Origin of the sequence: Croceivirga radicis (genome assembly GCF_002072105.2) — a bacterium.
Taxonomy (GTDB): Bacteria; Bacteroidota; Bacteroidia; order Flavobacteriales; family Flavobacteriaceae; genus Croceivirga; species Croceivirga radicis.
On the sequence record NZ_MTBC01000003.1, the window covers coordinates 430,011 to 450,858 of the forward strand.

At 36.4% G+C, this 20,848-nt stretch carries 22 protein-coding genes; 12 read left to right on the top strand and 10 right to left on the bottom strand.

Annotation, left to right across the window (positions count from 1 at the left end):
- Window positions 1-21 precede the first annotated feature (21 nt).
- Window positions 22-2,178 (bottom strand): TonB-dependent receptor, encoded by a 2,157-nt coding sequence (locus tag BUL40_RS06810; protein ID WP_080318604.1) that lies wholly within the window; start codon window positions 2,176-2,178, stop codon window positions 22-24.
- A gap of 132 nt (window positions 2,179-2,310) precedes the next feature.
- Between BUL40_RS06810 and BUL40_RS06815 the strand changes: the two genes are divergently transcribed.
- Window positions 2,311-3,009 carry a Type 1 glutamine amidotransferase-like domain-containing protein gene (locus BUL40_RS06815; RefSeq protein WP_080318605.1) on the top strand — a complete coding sequence of 233 codons (699 nt, stop codon included), beginning with the start codon at window positions 2,311-2,313 and terminating at the stop codon, window positions 3,007-3,009.
- A 343-nt stretch (window positions 3,010-3,352) separates the two neighbouring features.
- Here BUL40_RS06815 and BUL40_RS06820 read toward each other — a convergent pair whose 3' ends face one another.
- The gene (locus BUL40_RS06820) at window positions 3,353-4,399 is read right to left on the bottom strand and encodes a M23 family metallopeptidase (protein WP_176465455.1); all 1,047 of its coding nucleotides are present in this window, start codon (window positions 4,397-4,399) and stop codon (window positions 3,353-3,355) included.
- A gap of 203 nt (window positions 4,400-4,602) precedes the next feature.
- Between BUL40_RS06820 and BUL40_RS06825 the strand changes: the two genes are divergently transcribed.
- From BUL40_RS06825 to BUL40_RS06840, 3 genes are all read left to right on the top strand, one after another.
- On the top strand, window positions 4,603-5,205 hold the full coding sequence (locus tag BUL40_RS06825) for an FMN-binding negative transcriptional regulator (RefSeq protein ID WP_080318607.1): 603 nt from the start codon (window positions 4,603-4,605) through the stop codon (window positions 5,203-5,205).
- Window positions 5,206-5,516: 311 nt separating this feature from the next.
- The gene (locus BUL40_RS06835; RefSeq protein WP_244901836.1) at window positions 5,517-5,990 is read left to right on the top strand and encodes a GNAT family N-acetyltransferase; all 474 of its coding nucleotides are present in this window, start codon (window positions 5,517-5,519) and stop codon (window positions 5,988-5,990) included.
- Window positions 5,991-6,102: 112 nt separating this feature from the next.
- On the top strand, window positions 6,103-6,519 hold the full coding sequence (locus tag BUL40_RS06840; protein WP_080318609.1) for a DUF2141 domain-containing protein: 417 nt from the start codon (window positions 6,103-6,105) through the stop codon (window positions 6,517-6,519).
- A 54-nt stretch (window positions 6,520-6,573) separates the two neighbouring features.
- Here the strand turns inward: BUL40_RS06840 and BUL40_RS06845 are convergent, their stop codons facing one another.
- A complete protein-coding gene (locus BUL40_RS06845; RefSeq protein WP_080318610.1) occupies window positions 6,574-7,047 on the bottom strand; it encodes a Dps family protein in 474 nt (157 codons plus the stop codon).
- A 106-nt stretch (window positions 7,048-7,153) separates the two neighbouring features.
- On the opposite strand from BUL40_RS06845, the gene BUL40_RS06850 reads away from it, so the two are divergent.
- Window positions 7,154-8,098 (top strand): LysR substrate-binding domain-containing protein, encoded by a 945-nt coding sequence (locus BUL40_RS06850; protein ID WP_080318611.1) that lies wholly within the window; start codon window positions 7,154-7,156, stop codon window positions 8,096-8,098.
- A 1-nt stretch (window position 8,099) separates the two neighbouring features.
- Here BUL40_RS06850 and BUL40_RS06855 read toward each other — a convergent pair whose 3' ends face one another.
- Window positions 8,100-11,246 (bottom strand): PAS domain-containing sensor histidine kinase, encoded by a 3,147-nt coding sequence (locus BUL40_RS06855; protein WP_080318612.1) that lies wholly within the window; start codon window positions 11,244-11,246, stop codon window positions 8,100-8,102.
- Between the two features lie 177 nt (window positions 11,247-11,423).
- On the bottom strand, window positions 11,424-11,621 hold the full coding sequence (locus BUL40_RS06860) for a hypothetical protein (protein WP_010519031.1): 198 nt from the start codon (window positions 11,619-11,621) through the stop codon (window positions 11,424-11,426).
- 91 nt (window positions 11,622-11,712) lie between these two features.
- On the opposite strand from BUL40_RS06860, the gene BUL40_RS06865 reads away from it, so the two are divergent.
- Entirely contained in the window at window positions 11,713-13,044 is a 1,332-nt protein-coding gene (locus BUL40_RS06865; RefSeq protein ID WP_080318613.1) for a D-alanyl-D-alanine carboxypeptidase, read from the top strand.
- On the opposite strand, the gene BUL40_RS06870 is transcribed toward BUL40_RS06865, so the two are convergent.
- From BUL40_RS06870 to BUL40_RS06885, 4 genes are read right to left on the bottom strand one after another with little or no spacing between them, the layout of a single operon-like run.
- A complete protein-coding gene (locus tag BUL40_RS06870) occupies window positions 13,041-13,367 on the bottom strand; it encodes a heavy metal-binding domain-containing protein (protein ID WP_080318614.1) in 327 nt (108 codons plus the stop codon). The two genes, BUL40_RS06865 and BUL40_RS06870, sit on opposite strands and share 4 nt — an antisense overlap.
- Complete coding sequence (locus BUL40_RS06875) at window positions 13,364-13,957, bottom strand: NUDIX domain-containing protein (RefSeq protein ID WP_080318615.1); 594 nt, start codon at window positions 13,955-13,957, stop codon at window positions 13,364-13,366. The genes BUL40_RS06870 and BUL40_RS06875 overlap by 4 nt, the downstream gene beginning before the upstream one ends.
- A 7-nt stretch (window positions 13,958-13,964) precedes the next feature.
- Window positions 13,965-14,618, bottom strand: a complete 654-nt coding sequence (locus tag BUL40_RS06880; RefSeq protein WP_080318616.1) for a DUF2461 domain-containing protein — start codon at window positions 14,616-14,618, stop codon at window positions 13,965-13,967.
- A 12-nt stretch (window positions 14,619-14,630) separates the two neighbouring features.
- Window positions 14,631-15,431, bottom strand: coding sequence for a TIGR00266 family protein (locus BUL40_RS06885; RefSeq protein ID WP_080318617.1), 801 nt, complete (start codon window positions 15,429-15,431; stop codon window positions 14,631-14,633).
- A 142-nt stretch (window positions 15,432-15,573) separates the two neighbouring features.
- Between BUL40_RS06885 and BUL40_RS06890 the strand changes: the two genes are divergently transcribed.
- On the top strand, window positions 15,574-16,071 hold the full coding sequence (locus BUL40_RS06890; protein WP_080318618.1) for a hypothetical protein: 498 nt from the start codon (window positions 15,574-15,576) through the stop codon (window positions 16,069-16,071).
- A gap of 76 nt (window positions 16,072-16,147) precedes the next feature.
- On the opposite strand, the gene BUL40_RS06895 is transcribed toward BUL40_RS06890, so the two are convergent.
- Window positions 16,148-16,603 carry a DUF4442 domain-containing protein gene (locus BUL40_RS06895; RefSeq protein ID WP_010519794.1) on the bottom strand — a complete coding sequence of 152 codons (456 nt, stop codon included), beginning with the start codon at window positions 16,601-16,603 and terminating at the stop codon, window positions 16,148-16,150.
- A gap of 167 nt (window positions 16,604-16,770) precedes the next feature.
- Between BUL40_RS06895 and BUL40_RS06900 the strand changes: the two genes are divergently transcribed.
- The 5 genes from BUL40_RS06900 (at window position 16,771) to BUL40_RS06920 (ending at window position 20,844) form a co-directional block, all read left to right on the top strand.
- Window positions 16,771-17,244: a DUF4870 domain-containing protein gene (locus BUL40_RS06900; protein WP_010519795.1), complete on the top strand. Its 474-nt coding sequence runs from the start codon at window positions 16,771-16,773 to the stop codon at window positions 17,242-17,244.
- Window positions 17,244-17,747 (top strand): nuclear transport factor 2 family protein, encoded by a 504-nt coding sequence (locus BUL40_RS06905; RefSeq protein ID WP_080318619.1) that lies wholly within the window; start codon window positions 17,244-17,246, stop codon window positions 17,745-17,747. Before BUL40_RS06900 ends, BUL40_RS06905 begins: the two co-directional genes overlap by 1 nt.
- Before the next feature lie 166 nt (window positions 17,748-17,913).
- Complete coding sequence (locus tag BUL40_RS06910) at window positions 17,914-18,243, top strand: PadR family transcriptional regulator (protein ID WP_010519797.1); 330 nt, start codon at window positions 17,914-17,916, stop codon at window positions 18,241-18,243.
- Window positions 18,244-18,256: 13 nt separating this feature from the next.
- Window positions 18,257-20,035 (top strand): PspC domain-containing protein, encoded by a 1,779-nt coding sequence (locus BUL40_RS06915; protein WP_010519798.1) that lies wholly within the window; start codon window positions 18,257-18,259, stop codon window positions 20,033-20,035.
- Window positions 20,036-20,121: 86 nt separating this feature from the next.
- A complete protein-coding gene (locus tag BUL40_RS06920; RefSeq protein WP_080318620.1) occupies window positions 20,122-20,844 on the top strand; it encodes a head GIN domain-containing protein in 723 nt (240 codons plus the stop codon).
- Window positions 20,845-20,848: the final 4 nt, after the last annotated feature.

Consider the following 20,848-nt stretch of genomic DNA (forward strand, 5'->3'; position numbering starts at 1 on the left):
TTGCTTACCGAATTGTACTTTTTATAAATTATCTAATTGATTGCTCTTTTTATCGCTGCTGATGGTCCAAAAGAATCCTACAAAAAAGAAACTATCCGCAGCGGGTGATATGGCCCTACGGTTGTAAACACCTTCTGCATTTGGGGTATTGGCATATTGGTAGTTTCCAATATTATTAGTCCCCAACACATTGTTAACCGAGAAAAATAAAATTTTTTGTTGGTCTATTAAATAGGCCCAATTAAGGCTTAGATTGTGGTAGTCTTTAGTTTTTTCGGCATAAAATTCTGGTGTGTTAGGGTTATCATAGGGTCTGCCAGAACCATAACTATAAGACATTCCTATTTGCGAACGCCAATCGTTTACCCAATATTTACCTACGGCAGAAAAATTATGGGCATTCGCAAAATTTGGTGTGGCCTGCTCCGTAAAATCCAGAAAATTACGTTCTGTGTTTAAGTAGCTATAAGATAGCCAATAATCTAAGTTTTTAATACTCTTGTTATCCCTGTAAAATACATCTAGACCGGCAGCATAGCCATTTCCTAAATTGGTAAAATTGGAGTTGAATTGTGGCTCACGGGTATCATACTTCACCAAATTGTCATAATCCTTGTAGTACCCTTCTACCCTAAAGGTTTTGCCGTTTTTAGCGTATTGATAATTAAGAATATAATGTGCCGTTCTTTCATAATCTAGGGTAGCATCATAATTGATAAACTGGGTTAATGGATTTTGATAATAATTACCATAAGCTAAGGATAACTGACTGTCCTGACCCGTTTTGTAAGCCAAGGATGCTCGTGGAGCTACATTCCAAGCTTCAATTAAATTAGAATACTCTGTACGTGCCCCTAGTTTTAGGGCAAAATTGTTGCTAAAAAACACATCGGCCTCCGCAAAGCCACTCCAAAGCAATTCATCAAAGCCAGCGATAAAATCGAATCCATTATTGGCTATAAATTCTTCTTCATAATTGGTGTGGAACACTTCAGAACCAACATTTAATTTAAACCGGCTACTGAATTCTTTAGAAGCTTTCAACTTCAAATGAAGCGAAGTATCTGCTGTTTCTATGTCATTTTCAACAACCGTAATGGCATTGGTATCCCATGCCGTACTAGCTCCGGCATAAACCGTCCAATTGTTTTCAAAAAAGTATTTATAATTCGCGTTTAAATACAGGTTATTGTTTTTCAATCTAAAATTTACATACTCCTCAAAATTGATGTCCTCCTGGTCTATATCAAAATTGGCATGGTTAAAACCCGTGTAGAATTTAAACATACTGCGTTCCCCCTTTTGCCTAAAAACAGCTTCGCCCGCCATAGACTCATACGGGTTGTTCCAACGCACTCCATTGGTAGAAGGTATCAAGGCTTCGTAAGGCGATAAATTGATGTAACTGGTATTAAAACTTAAGCTTGTATTTCCCCAAATCTCTGTATGTCCCAGACCTGCTCCTACGCTCATCACAGAAATATCCGTCTTTTCCTGGTCCGGTAAATCAGTAGTATTCATAAGCAACACACCAGAAAGCGCCTGCCCATACTCCGCAGAATAACCGCCGGTACTAAAGCTAACTCCTTTAAACAGAAAAGGAGAAAACCTGCCTCTTGTGGGTACATTGTTGGTACTTGCCATAAACGGCTGAAAAACTCGCTGCCCGTCTATAAACACTTGGGTCTCTTCTGCCCTACCGCCGCGCACAAACAAACGCCCGTCTTCACTAACTGTAGTGGTGCCCGGCAAGGTTTGCAAAGCAGAGCCTATATCTCCCGCCACACCTGCCGTGGTTACAATATCTAGCGGTTTTAATGCCGCCGCTTTAGATTCCGTACCCGCCTCAAAAGAACCTGCTGTTAGCGTTACTCCACTTAAGCTATTAATGGCTTCTTGCAAGACAATGTTTAATTCTTGAAAATAGGTAACCTCTCCCATTTCATAATGGGTATCGTAACCTATACTTGAGACCACCAACGTTTGCGTTCCCGTTTCTGTAGTTGTAAAGGAGAAACGACCTGCAGCATCAGTAGAAGCACCATCATACGTACCTTCTAAATACACATTGGCCCCTGCTACCGGTAATTTACCTGCGGTTACAGTACCTGTAATTGTTGTTTGCGCTAAAAGTGCAAAGCTGATAAAGAAAAATAGTAGTGCTAAATAGTTTTTCATGACTGTTGTTTTAGATTGATGCTCCAAAAATCTATAAACCCTGTCTACTATTTAAAGCTTACTAACCCAACTGTAGAAATTACCTACTGGATTGTAAAAATTCGTTTTAACTTACCGCAAAAATAATTTTATATGAAAAGACAACTATTGATTTACGGTAGCGGTAGACATACAGTTCCTTTCTTAAATTACATGGCAAAGGCCACAGGTAAAACCAAACCAAACCTGTGTTTTATTCCAACCGCCAGCGGGGACGATGCGGAATATATACAACGGTTTTACGAGGTTTGCGAACAAATAGCTGTTACTCCCCATGTGCTGCGGGTTTGGATTAATTCTTACGACCAAAAAGAGAGTTTTGATGAAATACTATCAAAAATGGACGCCGTAGTTGTTGGCGGTGGCAATACTTTAAACATGATGGCCATTTGGAAAGCCCAAGGTATAGATATTGCCCTGCGCAAGGCTTATAATAAGGGTGTTATTATGGGCGGTGGCAGCGCAGGCTCTTTATGTTGGACACTGGGCGGCACCACAGATTCTAGACCCAAAGAATTGAGCATTGTTTCTTGCTTAGGTTTTCTAGAAAAGAGTCATTGTCCGCATTACAACTCTGAGAAATCTAGAAGACCCCTTTATCATTCTAATATTTTAGCAGGTACCTTGGCAGATGGTTACGCTTGTGACGACCGTTCTGCTATCCATTTTATAAATGAAAAAGTACACACCTCTGTTGCCTTAGATGCAGATAACCATTCGTATTATGTTTATAAGAAAGAAGGCCAAATTGTAGAAGAGTTAATACCGGGAACTGTTTTAGCACAAGATTAAAAAGCAGCTTTTTAAATACACTTATTTCAATTTTTTAAATGAATTAATTAATATTCGGATTGAGGTAGCGGACGGAGTTAAAATGTAAAATCTTCGCATACGTAAAGAACACAAAACAACCTAAATCGATTGAATGAGAAAGTGTATATTTTATGGATTAGCATTAGTAGCTACATTATGCTATTCTAGTTATGACCAGCATGAAAAGGTTAGCTCTACTCAAAATATAAAAGTGGAAAAAGTCCGTTACAAACCAGTTGCTAACACTACTTCTAAAACATCCAGGGCATAAGTTGCCTTTCTATATAAATACTTGAAAAAAAGCGGGTCTCAACCCGCTTTTTTATTGTAGTAGGTTTTTAAAAACGTAACCTGCCGTTCCACTTTGGTCCCTAACATGAACCCAGTTTTTGGTATATCCCAAAATTTGAACCGTATCTTGTTGTTTTAAGGTTTTTAGTTTAGTTGATTTTACTGAATTTCCTTGCCGTACATTGGCCTTGGCGCCTTTAACAATTCCGTCAGTTGTTGGATTATTTAATTCAAAACTTGGCAATGGTTCTATCTTTTTTATAAAAGGATAAGGGTCCACCGCTTTGGATTTATAGATGCCGAAGTGTAGATGGGGTGCCGTGGTTTTTGCATTACCCGTATTCCCTACCAAGCCCAAAGTATCGCCAACAGTTACTTTTTGTCCTGCACTTGCAATAATGCTATCTAAATGCGCATAATACAAACGATTGCCAAACAGCCCATCTGCCAACCAAACTTGTTTACCACCCAATCCTTGATTACGTGTGCTCACTACGCGACCATCTGTTGCAGCAACTACGGGCGTACCTCTAGCAGCAAAAATATCTATACCCTCATGTTGGCGGGTACCACCAGCTCGTGGTGCACCCCAGAAACTTTGCACGGCGCTGTTGTCCTTTCCACTAACGGGAAAATAATACGTAGGCCTTCTCCTTATCAATAGGGTATATTCTGTATTTGCAAAAAGTTGGGGCTGCAGTAGTAATTTGTACTTACCCGATTCCTTTATGATATAGGACAAAGAAGATGCATTGGGTTTGTTTTCTAGTAGTAAGTCCATTTTTTTCGATTCATCATATTTGTATAGACTTAAAAAACTAGAGGTGATACTATCTGTTTGTAAGGACACTACCAAACGCTCTCCTTCTTTCAACGCTAAAGAAAAACTCAAAACCGTAGGCTCAACACTAGAAAACTTGCCTACTTGTTTATAGGGCAGGTTGATCATTACACTATCGTTAAAAGCGTTAGCAAATGCTTTCTGCCAAGCTGCATACGCCTTATCCTCTAAACTATAATTGCGTTCGTATACCTCTCTAGCAGAAGGTTGGGTAATAGCATCGGACAAACTGGTCATTTGTTTACAGCTGCATAAAGCCAAATACAGGGCTAATATTAGACAGTACCTTACATAGCGTCTATGGTAAGGTCCTTTACCAGTAAAATTTTTTAGGTGCAGTTTATCATTCATACTAAAGCAAGGTAAACGCTCTGTATGAGTATTCTTAATTGAAAAAAGAGTATGTTTAATCTGTTAAATTAAATGAGCTCCGTTACAGCATGTACATACCACACTATTATCAAAATGAAAATATAGAAGAAGTAAAAGCTTTTATACAAGCCAATAGCTTTGGTATCTTAATAGACCAAGTGGAAGGTAAACCATGGGGTACCCACATTCCGTTAGAATTGGAAACAGATAACAATGGGGAAGCCATTTTGGTGAGTCATTTGGCCAAGGCGAACCCACAAGCAAAGGCTTTGGTTGACGGGAAAGAAGTATTATGTATTTTCAATGGTCCACACCATTATATTTCTTCTTCTTGGTATAAAGAAGAGGAAGTACCCACATGGAATTATATTGCCGTGCATGTTTATGGAAATCTAAAAGTGCTTTCTGAGGAGGAAACTATGGCATCGATGCATCGATTAGTAGAGAAATATGAGCAAATGGCCAAAAAACCTATCGACTTATCTAAATTTTCTTCTAAAACCTTGCGCCAAGTTAAAGTCACGGTAGGGTTTGAAGTTAAAATAACAGATATACAGGCCGCTTACAAAATGAGTCAGACCCGTAGTGAAGACCATGCTGTTATTATTTCAGAATTAGAAGAATTAGATACTGTAGCCAGTAAAGCTGTTGCCGATAAAATGAAAAAGTGATGAATCGTAAAACCCTTTCTCGTTTTTTAGGAATATTTCCTTTAGTTATTAATACTTACTTCTGGATTAAAACACTGTCTCCTCTAGTTGCTATATTTTTGATTAAAAAAACTGAATCCATTAGTTTTATAGGAAGCAAGTATACTTATCTATTAATAATACATCTTTTATTTATAAATGCTTGGAGCATAATTTTCTATACCAAACTTATATTTAAAAATAAAGAACAGAAAAAATTAATAAAATTTTTAAGCTTTCTATTTTTAAGTGGCCTTGGGCAATTTATTTATTGGATACGAAAAATTAAATAGATGATGAATGACAGCTTTAAAATAGTCCCGTTTACCTCTGCGTATGCCGCCGCTTTTAAGGCGATTAATCAGCAATGGATAGAACAGTATTTTAAAATGGAGCCATCAGATTTTAAAGCGTTGGACTATCCACAAGAAAATATAATAGACCAAGGCGGTTATATTGCTGTTGCCTTATTGGACAAAGAAGTGGTAGGAGTTTGTGCCTTGATTAAAATGGATGGCAACCGTTTTGATTACGAATTGGCCAAGATGGGGGTTACTCCAAAAGCCCAAGGCAAACGAGTAGGGTATTTATTAGGGCAACACATTATAGCTAAAGCCAAAAGTTTAGGTGCAAAAAACATTTTTATAGAAAGTAACCGTGTACTTGTACCAGCCATTAAATTATATGAGAAGCTCGGTTTTGTAGAAATAGAGGGACCACCATCTCCGTATGAACGTGCCGATATTCAAATGGAATTTAGGTTTTAGAATGTTATAGCTCAGTTGGGTAAGCAAAATCTACAATTGGGTAACTCACAATTGAACAGTGAGTGGAATTTAATGAGTTTTACCCTGTTCATTAACTACTAAAACAAAAAATATGAAAACCTTGTTATCCCTATTCGCAATTGTATGTACGTTAACCTTTAGCCAAGCGCAAACCGATGGTGTTACCGTAAGTGTTACCATTGAAAATGTGCTAAATAATGAAGGAACCCTTTTGGCCGGCTTACATACAGCAGAGACCTTTATGAAAGCGCAAGGAATAAAAACGGCTTCTACAGCAGCAAAAAAGGGCGCTGTAACCTTAACTTTTGAAAACGTAGCCCCAGGCTCCTATTCCATTCTAGTATTGCATGACGCTAATGGTAATAATCAAATGGATTTTGAAGCCAATGGCATGCCTAAAGAAAGTTATGGTACTACTGGTGAAATGACCCTCTATGGCCCACCTACTTTTGAGGCAACAGCCTTCACCGTTGCCCAAAAGGACGTAAGCCATAACATTAGGTTTTAAACTAAAAAAGTCCCGCTAGAGAGCGGGACTTTTCTTTTCTAAAACGATACGGCACTATTCTGACAACCAGGCGGTAAACATCCATACGGTTTTTTCCTGCTCGGTAATCAAATCACTCATCATTGCGTTGGTACCCTCATCATTGGCATCGTCAGAAGCATCTAAAATCTCTCTTTCAATAGTTAACAATTCGCTTAAGGAGTCCACTATTAATTGTACAGCTTCTACATCCTTGGTTATGTTTTTACCCACCGGCACTTTTGCTGCATTGGTATAATCTTCAAACGTATGCAAAGGTGTACCCCCCAATGTTAAAATACGTTCGGCTATCTCATCAACTTTTAAATTGGCGTCCACATACAATTCTTCAAACTTTTCATGCAAATCAAAAAAGCGTTTTCCCTTTATATTCCAGTGTACCCCTCTTAGGTTTAAATAGTATTGTTGAAAATTAGCGAGCAAGGTGTTCAGGTCTTTGCTAAGTGCTACAGATTTATCTTGGTCTAATCCTATCTTATTCAATTTCATGGTATTTGTTTTATTTATTGATAGTATAAAATTACCTAATAACCAGCGTGGTTTTGTATAGTTTTCATCAATGTAATTTATATCTTTATCGCATTAATTTATTAGGATGACGATTACGCAATTACAATATGTTTTAGCGGTGGCAGAGCACCGTAATTTTACTTTGGCGGCAGAAAAGAGTTTTGTTACCCAGCCAACTTTAAGCATGCAAGTGCAAAAGCTAGAAGATGAGTTAGATATATTGATTTTTGACCGTAGTAAAAAGCCAATTGCCCTGACCGAGGTTGGTAAAAAAATAGTAGACCAGGCCAAAAATATTGTTGCGGAAGCAGGGCGTATTAAAGATATAGTAGACCAAGACAAAGGGTTTATTGGTGGTGACTTTACATTAGGAATTATACCCACCGTAATGCCTACATTACTACCAATGTTTTTGTCTACATTTATTAAGAAATACCCAAAAGTAAACCTAATCATAAAAGAACAGGCTACAGATACGCTAATCGCCAATTTACAGGACGGGCATTTAGATGCCGCCATAGCCGCTACCCCGTTAGAAGTAAACACTATTAAGGAAAGACCGTTGTACTACGAACCATTTGTAGGTTACATACCTCCCAATCATAGGTTAAACAAAAAGAAAGAAATAACAACAGCAGATTTAGATATTGCAGATGTGTTGTTATTACAAGATGGTCATTGCTTTAGAGACGGAGTAATTAATTTATGTAAATCGCCAAAAAACAAAGTAACGGAGCACTTTCAAATAGAAAGTGGAAGTTTTGAAACTCTTATAAACCTATCTAACGAAGGTATGGGGATGACCTTGTTGCCTTATCTAAACACATTAGAGCTAGATGGTCTTAAAAAACAAAATCTAAGACATTTTGAAAGTCCTTCTCCAGCTCGTGAAATAAGTTTAATCTACCATAAAAGCGAGTTAAAAATACAGATTACCGAGGCTTTAAAAGATACTATTTCTGGAATTGTTAGAGGTGCTATTGCTTTTCAAGATGTACAAATTATAAGCCCAGTAACTAAAAAAGAATAATTTAATCTTGTTTAGGCAATAAAGACTTTATTGTACTCCAGAGTAGCGCTCTTTCTAGAGGTTTGGTTAAAAACCCGTTAGAACCAGCCTGTTCTGCCGCTTCCCGGTCTGCTTCTGTTGCAAATGCGGATTGCACTATTATTGGCAGTTTAGCGCCTTTGGCACGGATTGCCTCTATTGCTTCTAGACCATCCATAATAGGCATTTTTATATCCATCAAAATAAAGTCCAAATCTGGATGACCATCAAACAAATTAACTGCCTCTTCCCCATTTGTAGCCCGTAAAACATTAAAGTTAGCCTCAGGTATACGTTGTAAAAAGGTATTTAAAATATAAAAATTTACTTGTTCATCTTCGGCGACCAGCACTTTGTATGTTGGCAAGTTTTCTTTATGTATTTCCCCAGATTGTACGTCCGTCATAATAAATTCACCTTTTTTAATAGGTATAGTGAGCGTAAATACTGCTCCCTCTCCTTCTTCTGATTCTAAATTTAATTGGCCGCTAAGTAATTTGGCGTTTTCAGAAGCAATTGCTAGCCCCAATCCTAAACCTCCATAAATCTTGGCTATGGAGTCATCAGCTTGGGAAAAACGTTGAAAAATCTTTTCTTTTCTATCCTTTGAAATACCAATGCCAGAATCTTCTACAAATATGTGAAGAATTTTCTCCTTAATATAATAACCAAAACGTACATAACCCGTTGCCGTGAATTTTATTGCGTTTTCTAGTAAATTTTCTACTATTTTTCTCAATTTAGACACATCAACTGTGAAATTACTTTCCTTGTCCTGTAAAGGCGTCTCTAGCAGTAAGTCAATATTTTGTTTTTTAGCTTTTAAACTAAATATTGAAAATGTTTCTACCATAAAGGCATTAAGGTTCAACTCTTTTTCTAATAATTTTACCTGATTTGTTTCTAATACAGAAATCTCTAGAATATCATTGATAACCCTTAATAATTGTTCACTACTATTTTTGATAATAGACATATACATTTTACTGTTGTCCGAAATAAGTTCGTCTTCCAATAATTGTGTAAAACCAATAATTCCATTCATTGGGGTACGGATTTCATGTGACATGTTATTCAAGAATTCCGTTTTTAATTGATTGGCTTTTTCCGCTCTGTTTTTTGCTTCTTTTAACTCTCTATTGGCATTGATTAACCGGCTATTAAGTCGTAAGAAAGCACTGTTTTGTTTTTTTAAATCGTTACTAACCGTTTTTAGTTCGGTAATATCACTAATTAAGCTAATAACCCCATCTACTTTTCCATTTAAGTAAATAGGCACTTTATGGAAAAGCCCCCATTTTTCTTCATTTTTAGGATTGATATATTTGTACTCATAATTCATTAAGGGCTCTCCAGATTTTAAAACTTTCTGGTCTAACTTTTCAAAGTTTTCCATTAGTTCTATTGGTAACCCTAAATCATCAGCGGTTAATCCATTAATGCTATTAGAGTCTGGTAATCCTAAATACTGTGCAAAAGCCTTGTTGCAACCTTTAAAAGTACCATCTATACCTTTCCAAATTACCAAACTAGGTAAGTTATCTATAAGTAATTGCAAAAAGTTCTTTTGTTCCTCTAATTGCTGGTTAATTCGTTTCTGATCGGTTACATCTACACAAAACCCAATAATACCCTTTACTTTACCATCTTGTTTGTAAGGTATTTTACTATTTAAGCCCCAAATTGGTTCGTTATTATTGTTTAATAATGACAATTCTTTATTGAAAACCGGCTCGCCAGATGCTATAACTTGTTTGTCCAATGTGCCAAAAAGTTCCCTTGCTTCTTTTGAAGAGGCAAGATCATCATCTGTTTTACCAATAACTTCTTGGGTATCTTTTAAACCAAAAGCGTTGGCAAAACTTTTATTACAACCTTGAAAAACACCATTGGTATCTTTCCAAAAAACATCGTTTGGTAAATGATCAATTAATAGGCGTAAGAAGTCCTTTTGCTCTTGAATTTCCTTATTGTTGTTTTTTTGTTCCGTTATGTCCACGCAAATGCCCACAATACCGGTTACCATATTATCATCTAGAATAGGAATCTTACTAGTAAGTACCCATCCCTCTTCTCCATTGGCTTTATGAAATTTTTCTTCCAGATTAAGAACCGGTTTTCTAGAAGCCATAACCTTTTTATCCCAATACTGATAACTCTCCGCATGTTTGGAGTCCCGGTTAAAATCAAAATCTGTTCTACCTACAATTTGCTCTGGAGATTCTATCCCAATTATTTTAGCAAATTCTTTGTTACACCCCATGTAAACGCAATCCCTGTCTTTCCAAAATACTTGGTTGGGCATATGATCAATAATCAATTGAAGAAAATTGCGCTGAGCTAGAATATCTTCTTTGGCATCTAAATTTAATTGCGTTTCCGTAATAATTGCCACTACCTTATCTACGTTACCTTTATAATCTTTAGTGGTAGTAACCTTTATTTTATGCCATAAATAATCTCCGTTCTTATGCTGTATTCGCTGAGAGAAACGGTAGTAATCCCTATTACCATCAATAACCTGATAAAACAGGGGCCTTGCAATCTTTAATTCTTCAGGATGGGTCATTTTACCAATGTTTAACCGCTCCATTTCTAAGGTTGTATAGCCCAGTTTTTTAGCTACCCATTTATTTGCCAATAAGATGTCTCCCTTTTTATCTGCTATAACCAATCCTACATTAGCATCTTCATATAACGGCTTATACCAAGAAATATATTCTTTTAGATTAGACCGATTATTACCTTGATCAACTCTAGCTTCTTTAATTGTTAGCAAATAATAATGATGATCAACAGATTCTATTGATAAATTGGCCATCACCAATTGGTTATCGGCAGATTTTAAAGCAATTTCTTGGAATACGTTTGGTTCCCAAGAAATTCCAAGACTATTGTGGGTTTCCTTTGGGCCATGGTATAATAAATCTTTAAAAAGAGGTAAGTCTTGTTGTGAAATGGGATAACCTAAGTATTGTTCAAATTTAGGGTTGCCATAAATAACTTGTCCCTTATTGGTAAGTAGTGCCATAGCTATAGGAGATGCATCCACAAGCTTAAGCAATAACCTATTATCCATTTTTTCCGTAACCATGGCGGCACTATTTTTAGCATCTTTTACCATACCCATATTTGCATGTAATTTTACAACTTATTCTTTTTAGACACCTAAATACCTGCTATTAAAAAGTATACGCGCAATTTAACATAATTTTTGGAAGAATTATCTTAAATAAAAAAATAAGCAACCACCTACTGAAAAGTTTAACCAAGTCTATAAAAAAAGCCACCCATAGGTGGCTTTTACTTATACTTTTAATAAAATTAAACTTTGCTGTAATTCAGGTTTATCATAAATATATTTATGCAACCAAATTTTTAACTCTTCGAGTTCGTTTGGCAGCAATCGCTTGGCTGCCTTTTCTAACTCCCTAGCAAAAAGCTTTGCATCAAAACTAACCTTTTGCAAGATTGTTTTGGTGTAGTCTAACATTGCTCTTGGCATATTTCTACAATATTTAGGTTAATATGGTTGTCTCTAATTTACAAATAAATACTATAACTTGGATTTTTAATAAAGTTAAAATATAACTATTATGTTGTTAAAGGGAGTAAAACGTTCAATTTTAAACATTGATAATGAAGTGTTTAAGATGAATATTTTTCTTTTAATTATTCTAAATAGTTTATTTGTTGGTTGTACAACTTACAGGTATAATCGCCAAGAAAAGCAATTTATTACCAGCTTGAACGCTACTACCAATAAATCTAACTTCAACGGATTACTTGTGGTAGATTATCACACAAAAGATACCATAATCGATTACAACGCTCATAAATATTTTATACCTGCAAGCACGGTAAAACTATTTACCCTGTATACTAGTTTAGAATACCTAGATGATTATTTACCAGCACTAAAATATAGTATTGTAAAAGATACCATTTCCGTTTTACCTACCGGATATGCCACCACGCTACACCCCAATTTTAAAGATAGTATTGTCTTGGAGTTTTTGGAAGATTTTGAAACCATTAAACTATTGAAAACTCCAAAAAATATTGAACCATTTGGACCTGGTTGGGCATGGGAAGACTACTCCTATGCTTTTTCTGCAGAGCGAAATGATTTTGCCTTATACGGTAATACCCTAAACTATTATAACAATGATGAACAGCTGCTAATAACCCCTAAGCTATTTAAAAAAAGTATTAAAAAGCCTATAAACCAAGGATTTAAAAGAAATAAAGATTCCAATATATTTTATGTAGATAGCACACAAATAGACACCCTACATATTCCGTTTAAAACCAGTGACTCCTTAAACTTGAGATTACTAAAAGACATTTTTCCCACCAAAAAAATTACGCTTGGTAATTATCCGTCTAAGACAAGCCACTTTAAAACCCTAAATGGAATACCCAGAGATTCCGTTTTAAAATATATGTTAGAAAAAAGTGATAATCTGTTGGCGGAACAACTTATGTTAATGAGTGCCGCTACCCTTTCTGACACTCTAGACTTTAACCGAATAAAAAAACATGTTTTAGACTATAAATTGAATCAGTTAAAACAGCCCCCAAGATGGGTAGATGGATCTGGATTGTCTAGGTATAATTTATTTACACCGGAAAGTATGGTCACCGTATTGGATAAACTTTATAAGGACCTAGGTGAAAGTAAATTGTTTCAGCTTTTACCCCCATGGAAGGTTTCTGATATACAGCCAGCGTTTATGGATAAGAATACCTTTATTTATGCCAAAACCGGTTCTATGGGCAACACTTATAATCTTTGTGGTTATATAAAGACAAAAAAAGGTAAAGTATTGCTGTTCAGTTATATGAACAATCACTTTATGCAGCCCAATGCCCGCATAAAATTAGCCATGTATAATACCCTACTGGCTCTACACCTTAACAATTAAACAGACATAGTTTTTACTGCTGTTCCCGAAGCGGTAACCATAATCATACCTCCATTAGAACCTAGGGTCTCATAGTCTAAATCAACTCCAATAACCGCGGTTGCTCCATTTTGCTGGGCATGATGTTTCATTTCATTTAATGCACTTTCCCTAGCCTCTCGTAACACTCTCTCGTATGAACCAGAGCGCCCACCAACTACATCTCTAATACTTGCAAATACATCCTTTATAATGTTAGCCCCAATTATGGTTTCTCCGGTAACTATTCCTAAATATTCTATTACGTTGTGGCCTTCCAATGTATTGGTTGTTGTTACAATCATATTTTTTGATTTAAAAGATTATTTATTTGTGCCCATTGTAGCAGCATAATAGTTTTACCATCTTTGATTTTGCCCGTGGCCATCCAATCCAAGGCTTCTCTAAAAGTAAGCTCTATAACTTCTATATTCTCTGTTTCGTCTTCCGCGCCTCCTCCAGTACCTATCTTCATATTGGGTTGGTATTCCCCTATAAAAAAATGCAATATTTCAGTAACCGAACCAGGAGACATATATGACTCAAACACCTTAACCACATTATCAATTTGATAACCTGTTTCCTCTTCTACCTCCATTTTAATGGTCTCTTCTGCATTGCCCTTTTCTAATATACCTGCGCAAACCTCTACCATAAAACCATCTTCATTACCATTTACATAGGTGGGCATTCTAAATTGTCTGGTTAAGATAACCGTCTTTTTGTCTAAATTGTATAGTAAAATAGCAGCTCCGTTACCCCTATCATAACATTCTCTAGATTGTTCTTCCCAACTACCATCTTCTCTTTGATAATCAAAAGTTACTTTATTTAAAGTATACCAATTGTCTGATAGCAGCTCTGTTTTTATGTTCTTAACTTTACCGTATTTCATCTTACAACTATAAAGAAGCAGCTCTATTTAAATATCTTCTAAACGGTAACATCTCTTTATAAACCGCAATACAATGTGCTTTAAAAGCTTTGGAAACCACAAGTTCCCTGGAAATTGGATGTACCACTGCAAACGTTTTATGCTGTAGTAAATCTATATGCGGATGCTCAATAGTATAGCCCTTAGGGGCTTTTTTAAGTTTCTCATCTACGTATAAATTGCCAAATGTTTGTTTAAAAGAAGGTTTACTAATAATTTCTTGCAACACTTCACCATCGTAATCTATCCCATCCCTAATACTTTTCAAAATTTTTGGTGCCGGTCGCCAAAAGCCACCTGCCAGCATACAATTCTTTAACCCTACTTCTATATAAAAATCGGCAGACTCTGGAGCTTTGTCCAATCCTGCGCCAAAATGGTCTTTATAAATAGGTTTAGTAGGATGAAACATGAGGTTGTTGTTAATCCGATTTATACCTCTTTTTCCTGGCGTATCATAATAATCATCGTCTAGCTGAGCTAGGTTTTGATTTAATTCATCTAACCAAGCAATAAAATCAGAACGTAGGGATTGATACCATTTACGATTGGCATCCATCCACTCCTTATTATTATTTTGTTGTAATTCTTCTAAAAAGTTGAAAAGCTGATTGAAATCCATGAATCAAAGGTACTAAAACCCGTTATCGCCATCTAACAAATCGCCAAGACCACCCAATATACTACCTTCGCCTTTAGATTTACCCCCAGCTTTAGGAGCGGCTGCCCAAACCCTACCTGCCAATCTACTAAAAGGTAAAGACTGTATATATACCGTACCGGGCCCACGTAAGGTTGCAAAGAACAACCCTTCACCACCAAAAACGGTGTTTTTAATACCACCTACAAATTCAATATCGTAATCTACAGTTTGCGAAAAACCAACAATACAACCCGTATCTACCTTTAATACTTCACCAGTAGCCAGCTCCTTTTTAGCCATAGTACCACCAGCGTGTACAAAGGCCATACCGTCTCCTTCTAATTTTTGCATTATAAATCCTTCTCCACCAAATAAACCTCTGCCTAAGCGTTTAGAGAATTCTATACCTACGGTAACCCCTTTGGCGGCACATAAAAAGGCATCTTTTTGGCAAATGAACTTGCCCCCTTTTTCTGATAAGTCTATAGGTAATATTTTACCGGGATACGGAGAAGCAAAACTAACTTGCTTTTTACCATGTTCTACATTTAAAAAAGCCGTCATAAATAGACTTTCGCCCGTTAAAATTCGCTTCCCTGCAGAAAAGATTTTACCCAATACGCCCGATTCTTGGTTAGAACCATCTCCAAAAATGGTATCCATTTTTATCCCAGAATCCATCATCATAAAACTGCCGGCCTCTGCCACAACAGCCTCTTGGGGGTCTAGTTCTATTTCTACATATTGCATTTCTTCCCCGTAAATCTTGTAGTCTATTTCGTGTGCATTCATAAATTGATTGATGATTTTAGTGATTATATTATATCTGTAGTTAATTATATTCAAATGTTACATTAGAACTAAAAAATGCAGCATAAAGTAGGGTTTTTAGCGTTGTAGTTGTCATGTAATAAAGAATTAAAAACCCCATTCCATGATTTACACCTTTTTAAATTTTTTTAGCGGCAAAAACATAATCAATATTTTAATACTATGTTTTTCTTTATCCATAGTGAGCAGTTGTAGCAAGGAAAATGAAGAAGATACTTTTGTTAGATTAACCGTAAATGGTGAGCAAATTACAACTAGTGAAGCAAATTTTACCGTAGGGGACCGTTCTGATTTTAATGGAGATATTGATGCAAGTTTTATTGGTAACGGAGGTACTGCTACACGTGTTTTTAGTTGGAATAATAATTTGAGTACTGCCGATTATAACGCAGACATTACAGCAACTACTGATGGCTCTTTTCAAATAATAGTAAAAGATGCGGAAGGCCTAACTGTTTTGGACAGAACAATTATTGGCGGGGCCGAGCCAGATAGTATTGATGGGGTTACGGCAAACGGCGCCCCTGGAATTTGGACCGTTACTATTGTGGCTACTAACTTTAATGGAGACGGAAGCTTTTCTTTAAGCGCTGGAGATTAACAACCTAAACTATTGATACAACCTAAATAGGCTAACCGTTGTAGGTTAGCCTATTTTTTATTTGGGTTGTAAAAAGTTAACTTTTTAAACGAACCGTCCATTCAAAATTGAACGTACTGACTACTATTCCATCTTGATTTACCCCAACAGATTTCATCCAAAATTTTTGACCCTCACCTGTGGCTATTGTTTTTTCTATAGCCTCTGCTATTAAATGACCATCTTCACAAGTAAAGGTAATTTTGCCTGTTGCTTTCTTTGAGAAATTGGCGTTGTTGTTTTGCACCAGCATAGAAATACGCTTTCCACTTTGCCTAATTTGGTCTATAACCATTGCTCCGGTACTTAACTCTGCCGCCATACCTTGTACGGCCCAAAACATACTTTTAAACGGGTTTTGATTTACCCATCTGTGCGTTACGGTAGTTATGGCTTTCTTATCGTCCATATATTTTAAACGCACTCCACACCACCAAGCAGATGGCAACTTAAAAAATGTAAACGTATTGAATTTACTGGTTTTATCACCCATTTTAATTGAATTAGTTGGCTAAAAATAGCCAAAATTATAGAAAATACATTTGTTAATTTTATCTTAAATTTAAGTACTTTGTTTTGCATAGTACTATTTTTAGGATATATATTTGCATGGTAAGCTAATAGGTAAAACTGTTTACAATCATCAAAAAACGAACAATCATGGATACCACATTAACCAAACACGAACGTAATTTATCGGCCATAATACATGCCAGTACCTTTTCTAGGTACTTTATTCCCTTTGGTAATTTTATTTTGCCATTAGTGCTTTGGACCGCCAACAAGAAAGACCACAAGTTTGTAGACTATAATGGCAAGCAGGCCCTCAATTTTCAAATTAGTATGTTCTTGTATGCTTTTCTGTTAGGGGTATTGACCATACCTTTCTTTTTTGGCGCGTTTTCAGATATATTCCATACAGGGTATTGGAGTTGGCGAGACTTTGGTGGAATAAATTGGCATTTTGATAGTGACGATTTTAGATTTGGGCATTTAGCATGGCCTTTAGGTATTGGCGGTTTTTTACAAGGTGCCTTAAGCCTGGTTAATATAATTTATACCATATTGGCCACTATTAGAACTAATGAAGGACAGTATTTTCAGTATCCGTTTACTATTAAATTCATTAAGTAATGAACAGGGCTTTATTAATACTCGTTTTACTGGTTTATTCCGCTAATGGTTGGTCTCAAATTGCCCAGACAGATACGCTATTTACGCAACTTGCCCAAAAAGATAGCTTGTTGTTTGATGCTGCTTTTAATACTTGTAAGGTAGCTGTATTGGAAGATTTGTTTACCAAAGACTTTGAGTTTTATCATGATAAAGGTGGACTTACAGAAAACAGGGAAGCGTTTTTAAAGCCCATGCGAGAAAACTGTGCGAATCGTGATTTTGCAAAACCACAAAATAGTTACAGGCATTTAGTACCAAACAGCCTAAAAGTATATCCATTATACAAAGACGGTAAATTATACGGTGCCATACAACACGGAGAACACACCTTTACCTATTTGGACCAAGACAATACCTATCAAAGAGGCGATATTGCAAAGTTTACTCATATTTGGCTTTTAATGGACAAGAAATGGAAATTGAGACGCGAGTTAAGTTATGACCACAAACCACAAAATTAAAATCATGTAATTACAAAGAGTTTATTCATCAATCAAAATCAAAAAATCAATCAATCAAAAAGCGGTTTCCGGCCCCTCCCCTAATCAAGGAGGGGTACTGGAAACAAAAAACGAACAGTTAATCAAATACCGAACCTTGTTCGGGCAAAATTAGAACCATGCAGTTATGAATATAGAAAACACTAAGGCACAGATGCGTAAGGGGGTTCTGGAATATTGTATCCTTTCTATTTTAAAAGATGAGGATAAATATGCTTCGGAAATATTAGGAGCTCTTAAAGATGCAAAAATGCTAGTGGTAGAAGGCACCATATATCCCTTATTAACCCGCCTTAAAAATGCCGGATTATTAAATTACAGATGGGAAGAATCTACCTCTGGGCCACCCAGAAAATATTATGCGCTTACAGAAACCGGACAGCTATTTCTAAAGGAGCTTAACGGTACCTGGGACGAACTTAGAAATGCAGTAAACTTGGTAACCAACAACAATTAAGATATCAACAAAAATGAACAAGACAGTAAACATAAATTTAGCCAATACCTTCTTCCATATAGACGAAGAAGCGTATAGCAAATTAAGACGCTACTTAGAGTCTATAAAGCGTTCTTTTAGCGGCACAACCGGTAGTGAAGAAATTATTGCGGATATAGAAGCACGCATTGCAGAGTTGTTCGCAGAAAAAATGGAACATGATCGCCAAGTTATTACCCAAAAAGAGGTAGACGCGGTAATCGCGGTTATGGGGCAGCCAGAAGATTATATGGTAGATGAGGATATTTTTGAAGATGCTCCAAAAAACCAAACCCAAACCACCACTAAAAGAGTTAAAAAACTGTACCGGGATATTGAGCATAAATATATTGGGGGTGTATGCGCAGGGCTAGAGCATTACCTAGGTTTTGATGCCCTTTGGATACGTTTAATCTTTGTATTCCTTACCATTTTCACCACTGGTTTTTGGATATTAATCTATGCTTTATTATGGATTTTGGTACCAGAAGCAGCCACAACCGCGCAAAAATTAGATATGCGGGGAGAGCCCATCAACATCAGCAATATAGAACGCAAAGTTAAAGAGGGGTTTGATGATGTTGCAGAAAAAGTAAAAAACGTAGATTACCAAAAGGTAGGCAATCAAGTTAAAAGCGGCTCCAAGACAATTTTTGACACCATTGGTGATATTTTTCTATTCCTTTTTAAAATAGTTGGTAAGTTCATTGGTATTTTAATGATTCTCACCGGCGGTGCCACTTTAATTGCCCTGTTTATAGGCATGTTCACGGTTGGTATAATAGACATTATCCATTTTCCGGGTGTAGATTTATATGATATCATCAACACCACCGGGGCACCAGCTTGGGTAGTATCTATCTTGGTTTTCTTGGTAGTGGGTATTCCATTTTTCTTTTTACTCTATCTGGGTTTAAAGATTTTAGTAAACAACTTAAAATCTATTGGTAGTGTTGCAAAGTATACACTCTTTGGACTTTGGTTGTGCGCCATTGCGGTCTCTACCTATTTAATTATTAGACAAGCTGCCGCCCATGCTTTTACTGGCACCACAACAGAAACCAAGGAGTATGTATTAAATAGTTCTATTGATACCCTTACCATTACCATGGCTACCGCAGACCATTTGGATTTTGAGAACAGTGTTTCTTTAGATGACCTACGCATGGTATATACTGATGATGGAGAACCTATTTTGTATTCAGATGAGGTACATTTTGATATTAAGAAGGCAACAGACTCCCTTTTGCAAATTAAAATTAAAAAAGATGCAGACGGTAGTTCTTTTGATGAAGCCCGAAATAGGTCTGAGTTGATTGATTACAACCACAGTTATGCAGATGGCGTATTAACCCTAGACAATTTTTTAACCACTCAAAAAGAGAGTAAAGTACGTAGCCAAGAAGTTAGGAACACCATATATGTACCCGTAGGAACCATTATTAAATTTAGTAACAACACCAAAAACCATATTGGTAGAAGCACCAAAAACGATAAAGACTTTTATAGAAGTAAAATTGTTGATTACCAGTGGGTCATGGACAGTGAGGGTCTTTTAAAATGCCTAAACTGTCCAGAAGACCCCAAAATAGAGGTAAACGGTAGTTTTAATATAGATGAGTCTGGTATAGATATCAATGTTGGCGATGAAAACGGGCATGTGAAAATTGGGGAAAACGGTATTGATATCGATGTTAAGGACGAAGGTGAATCCGTAATTCTTAAAATAGATGAAAACGGTATTAAACTTAAAGCTAAGGATAATAACAATTGAGCCTTTAAAAACAACAATTGGGTATCTTAAATTGCAATAGCCGATTAAAAATCAACAATTTCAATCAATCATTAAAAACAACAATCATGACAACTTTAGTAAAAATTGCAGTAGCAGCCTTATTAGCGTTATTTGTTAGTTCCTGTGCCTTTGATATTAATTTTGGAGAGGGCACAAAAGGGAATGGGCAAATTGTAGAAGAATCTAGATCTATTACAGAAGAGTTTACGGCTGTATATGCCGCTGAGGGTATAGACGTTTTTGTACAACAAGCAGATGAATTCTCAATCAATGTAGAAGCAGATGAAAACATTATCGATTTAATTGCCACGGACATTGAAGGTGGTAAATTAAAAATACATGCAGCAGAAAATATTGGTAGGGCCACAAAAAAAGTATTTGTAAGCCTACCGGTTATAGACCATTTATCTAGCTCTAGTGGTGCAGATTTAATTGTAGAAAACGAAATAAATGTTGAAAAACTAGAACTTGACGCTAGTAGCGGTTCAGATTTAGAAGTAGAAGTCAATGCTACAGAGATAGACGCAGACGCTAGTAGTGGTGCAGACATACGCGTTTCTGGAAAAACAGATATATTAATTGCCAATGCTAGCAGTGGTGCAGATATAAAGGCAAGAGAATTGTCTGCTAAAAAATGTACCGCAGACGCAAGTAGTGGTGCAGACATTGCTGTTAACGTAGCAGAATCTTTGACCGCTGATGCTAGTAGTGGTGCAGATATTAGTTATTCCGGTGACCCTACCGTTCAAAAAAACAAATCTGTTTCTGGCAGTGTCCGCAGAAACTAACCCC

Excerpts from the sequence above, each read along its gene's own strand:
- BUL40_RS06860 (WP_010519031.1), bottom strand. The coding sequence starts at position 11,621 with ATGCCAAGAGCAATGTTAGACTACACCAAAACAATCTTGCAAAAGGTT.
- BUL40_RS06840 (WP_080318609.1), top strand. The coding sequence starts at position 6,103 with ATGAAAACCTTGTTATCCCTATTCGCAATTGTATGTACGTTAACCTTT.
- BUL40_RS06890 (WP_080318618.1), top strand. The coding sequence starts at position 15,574 with ATGATTTACACCTTTTTAAATTTTTTTAGCGGCAAAAACATAATCAAT.
- BUL40_RS06835 (WP_244901836.1), top strand. The coding sequence starts at position 5,517 with ATGATGAATGACAGCTTTAAAATAGTCCCGTTTACCTCTGCGTATGCC.
- BUL40_RS06815 (WP_080318605.1), top strand. The coding sequence starts at position 2,311 with ATGAAAAGACAACTATTGATTTACGGTAGCGGTAGACATACAGTTCCT.
- BUL40_RS06845 (WP_080318610.1), bottom strand. The coding sequence starts at position 7,047 with ATGAAATTGAATAAGATAGGATTAGACCAAGATAAATCTGTAGCACTT.
- BUL40_RS06850 (WP_080318611.1), top strand. The coding sequence starts at position 7,154 with ATGACGATTACGCAATTACAATATGTTTTAGCGGTGGCAGAGCACCGT.
- BUL40_RS06885 (WP_080318617.1), bottom strand. The coding sequence starts at position 15,431 with ATGAATGCACACGAAATAGACTACAAGATTTACGGGGAAGAAATGCAA.
- BUL40_RS06880 (WP_080318616.1), bottom strand. The coding sequence starts at position 14,618 with ATGGATTTCAATCAGCTTTTCAACTTTTTAGAAGAATTACAACAAAAT.
- BUL40_RS06855 (WP_080318612.1), bottom strand. The coding sequence starts at position 11,246 with ATGGGTATGGTAAAAGATGCTAAAAATAGTGCCGCCATGGTTACGGAA.
- BUL40_RS06810 (WP_080318604.1), bottom strand. The coding sequence starts at position 2,178 with ATGAAAAACTATTTAGCACTACTATTTTTCTTTATCAGCTTTGCACTT.
- BUL40_RS06865 (WP_080318613.1), top strand. The coding sequence starts at position 11,713 with ATGTTGTTAAAGGGAGTAAAACGTTCAATTTTAAACATTGATAATGAA.
- BUL40_RS06825 (WP_080318607.1), top strand. The coding sequence starts at position 4,603 with ATGTACATACCACACTATTATCAAAATGAAAATATAGAAGAAGTAAAA.
- BUL40_RS06875 (WP_080318615.1), bottom strand. The coding sequence starts at position 13,957 with ATGAAATACGGTAAAGTTAAGAACATAAAAACAGAGCTGCTATCAGAC.
- BUL40_RS06920 (WP_080318620.1), top strand. The coding sequence starts at position 20,122 with ATGACAACTTTAGTAAAAATTGCAGTAGCAGCCTTATTAGCGTTATTT.
- BUL40_RS06910 (WP_010519797.1), top strand. The coding sequence starts at position 17,914 with ATGAATATAGAAAACACTAAGGCACAGATGCGTAAGGGGGTTCTGGAA.
- BUL40_RS06870 (WP_080318614.1), bottom strand. The coding sequence starts at position 13,367 with ATGATTGTAACAACAACCAATACATTGGAAGGCCACAACGTAATAGAA.
- BUL40_RS06820 (WP_176465455.1), bottom strand. The coding sequence starts at position 4,399 with ATGACCAGTTTGTCCGATGCTATTACCCAACCTTCTGCTAGAGAGGTA.
- BUL40_RS06900 (WP_010519795.1), top strand. The coding sequence starts at position 16,771 with ATGGATACCACATTAACCAAACACGAACGTAATTTATCGGCCATAATA.
- BUL40_RS06895 (WP_010519794.1), bottom strand. The coding sequence starts at position 16,603 with ATGGGTGATAAAACCAGTAAATTCAATACGTTTACATTTTTTAAGTTG.
- BUL40_RS06915 (WP_010519798.1), top strand. The coding sequence starts at position 18,257 with ATGAACAAGACAGTAAACATAAATTTAGCCAATACCTTCTTCCATATA.
- BUL40_RS06905 (WP_080318619.1), top strand. The coding sequence starts at position 17,244 with ATGAACAGGGCTTTATTAATACTCGTTTTACTGGTTTATTCCGCTAAT.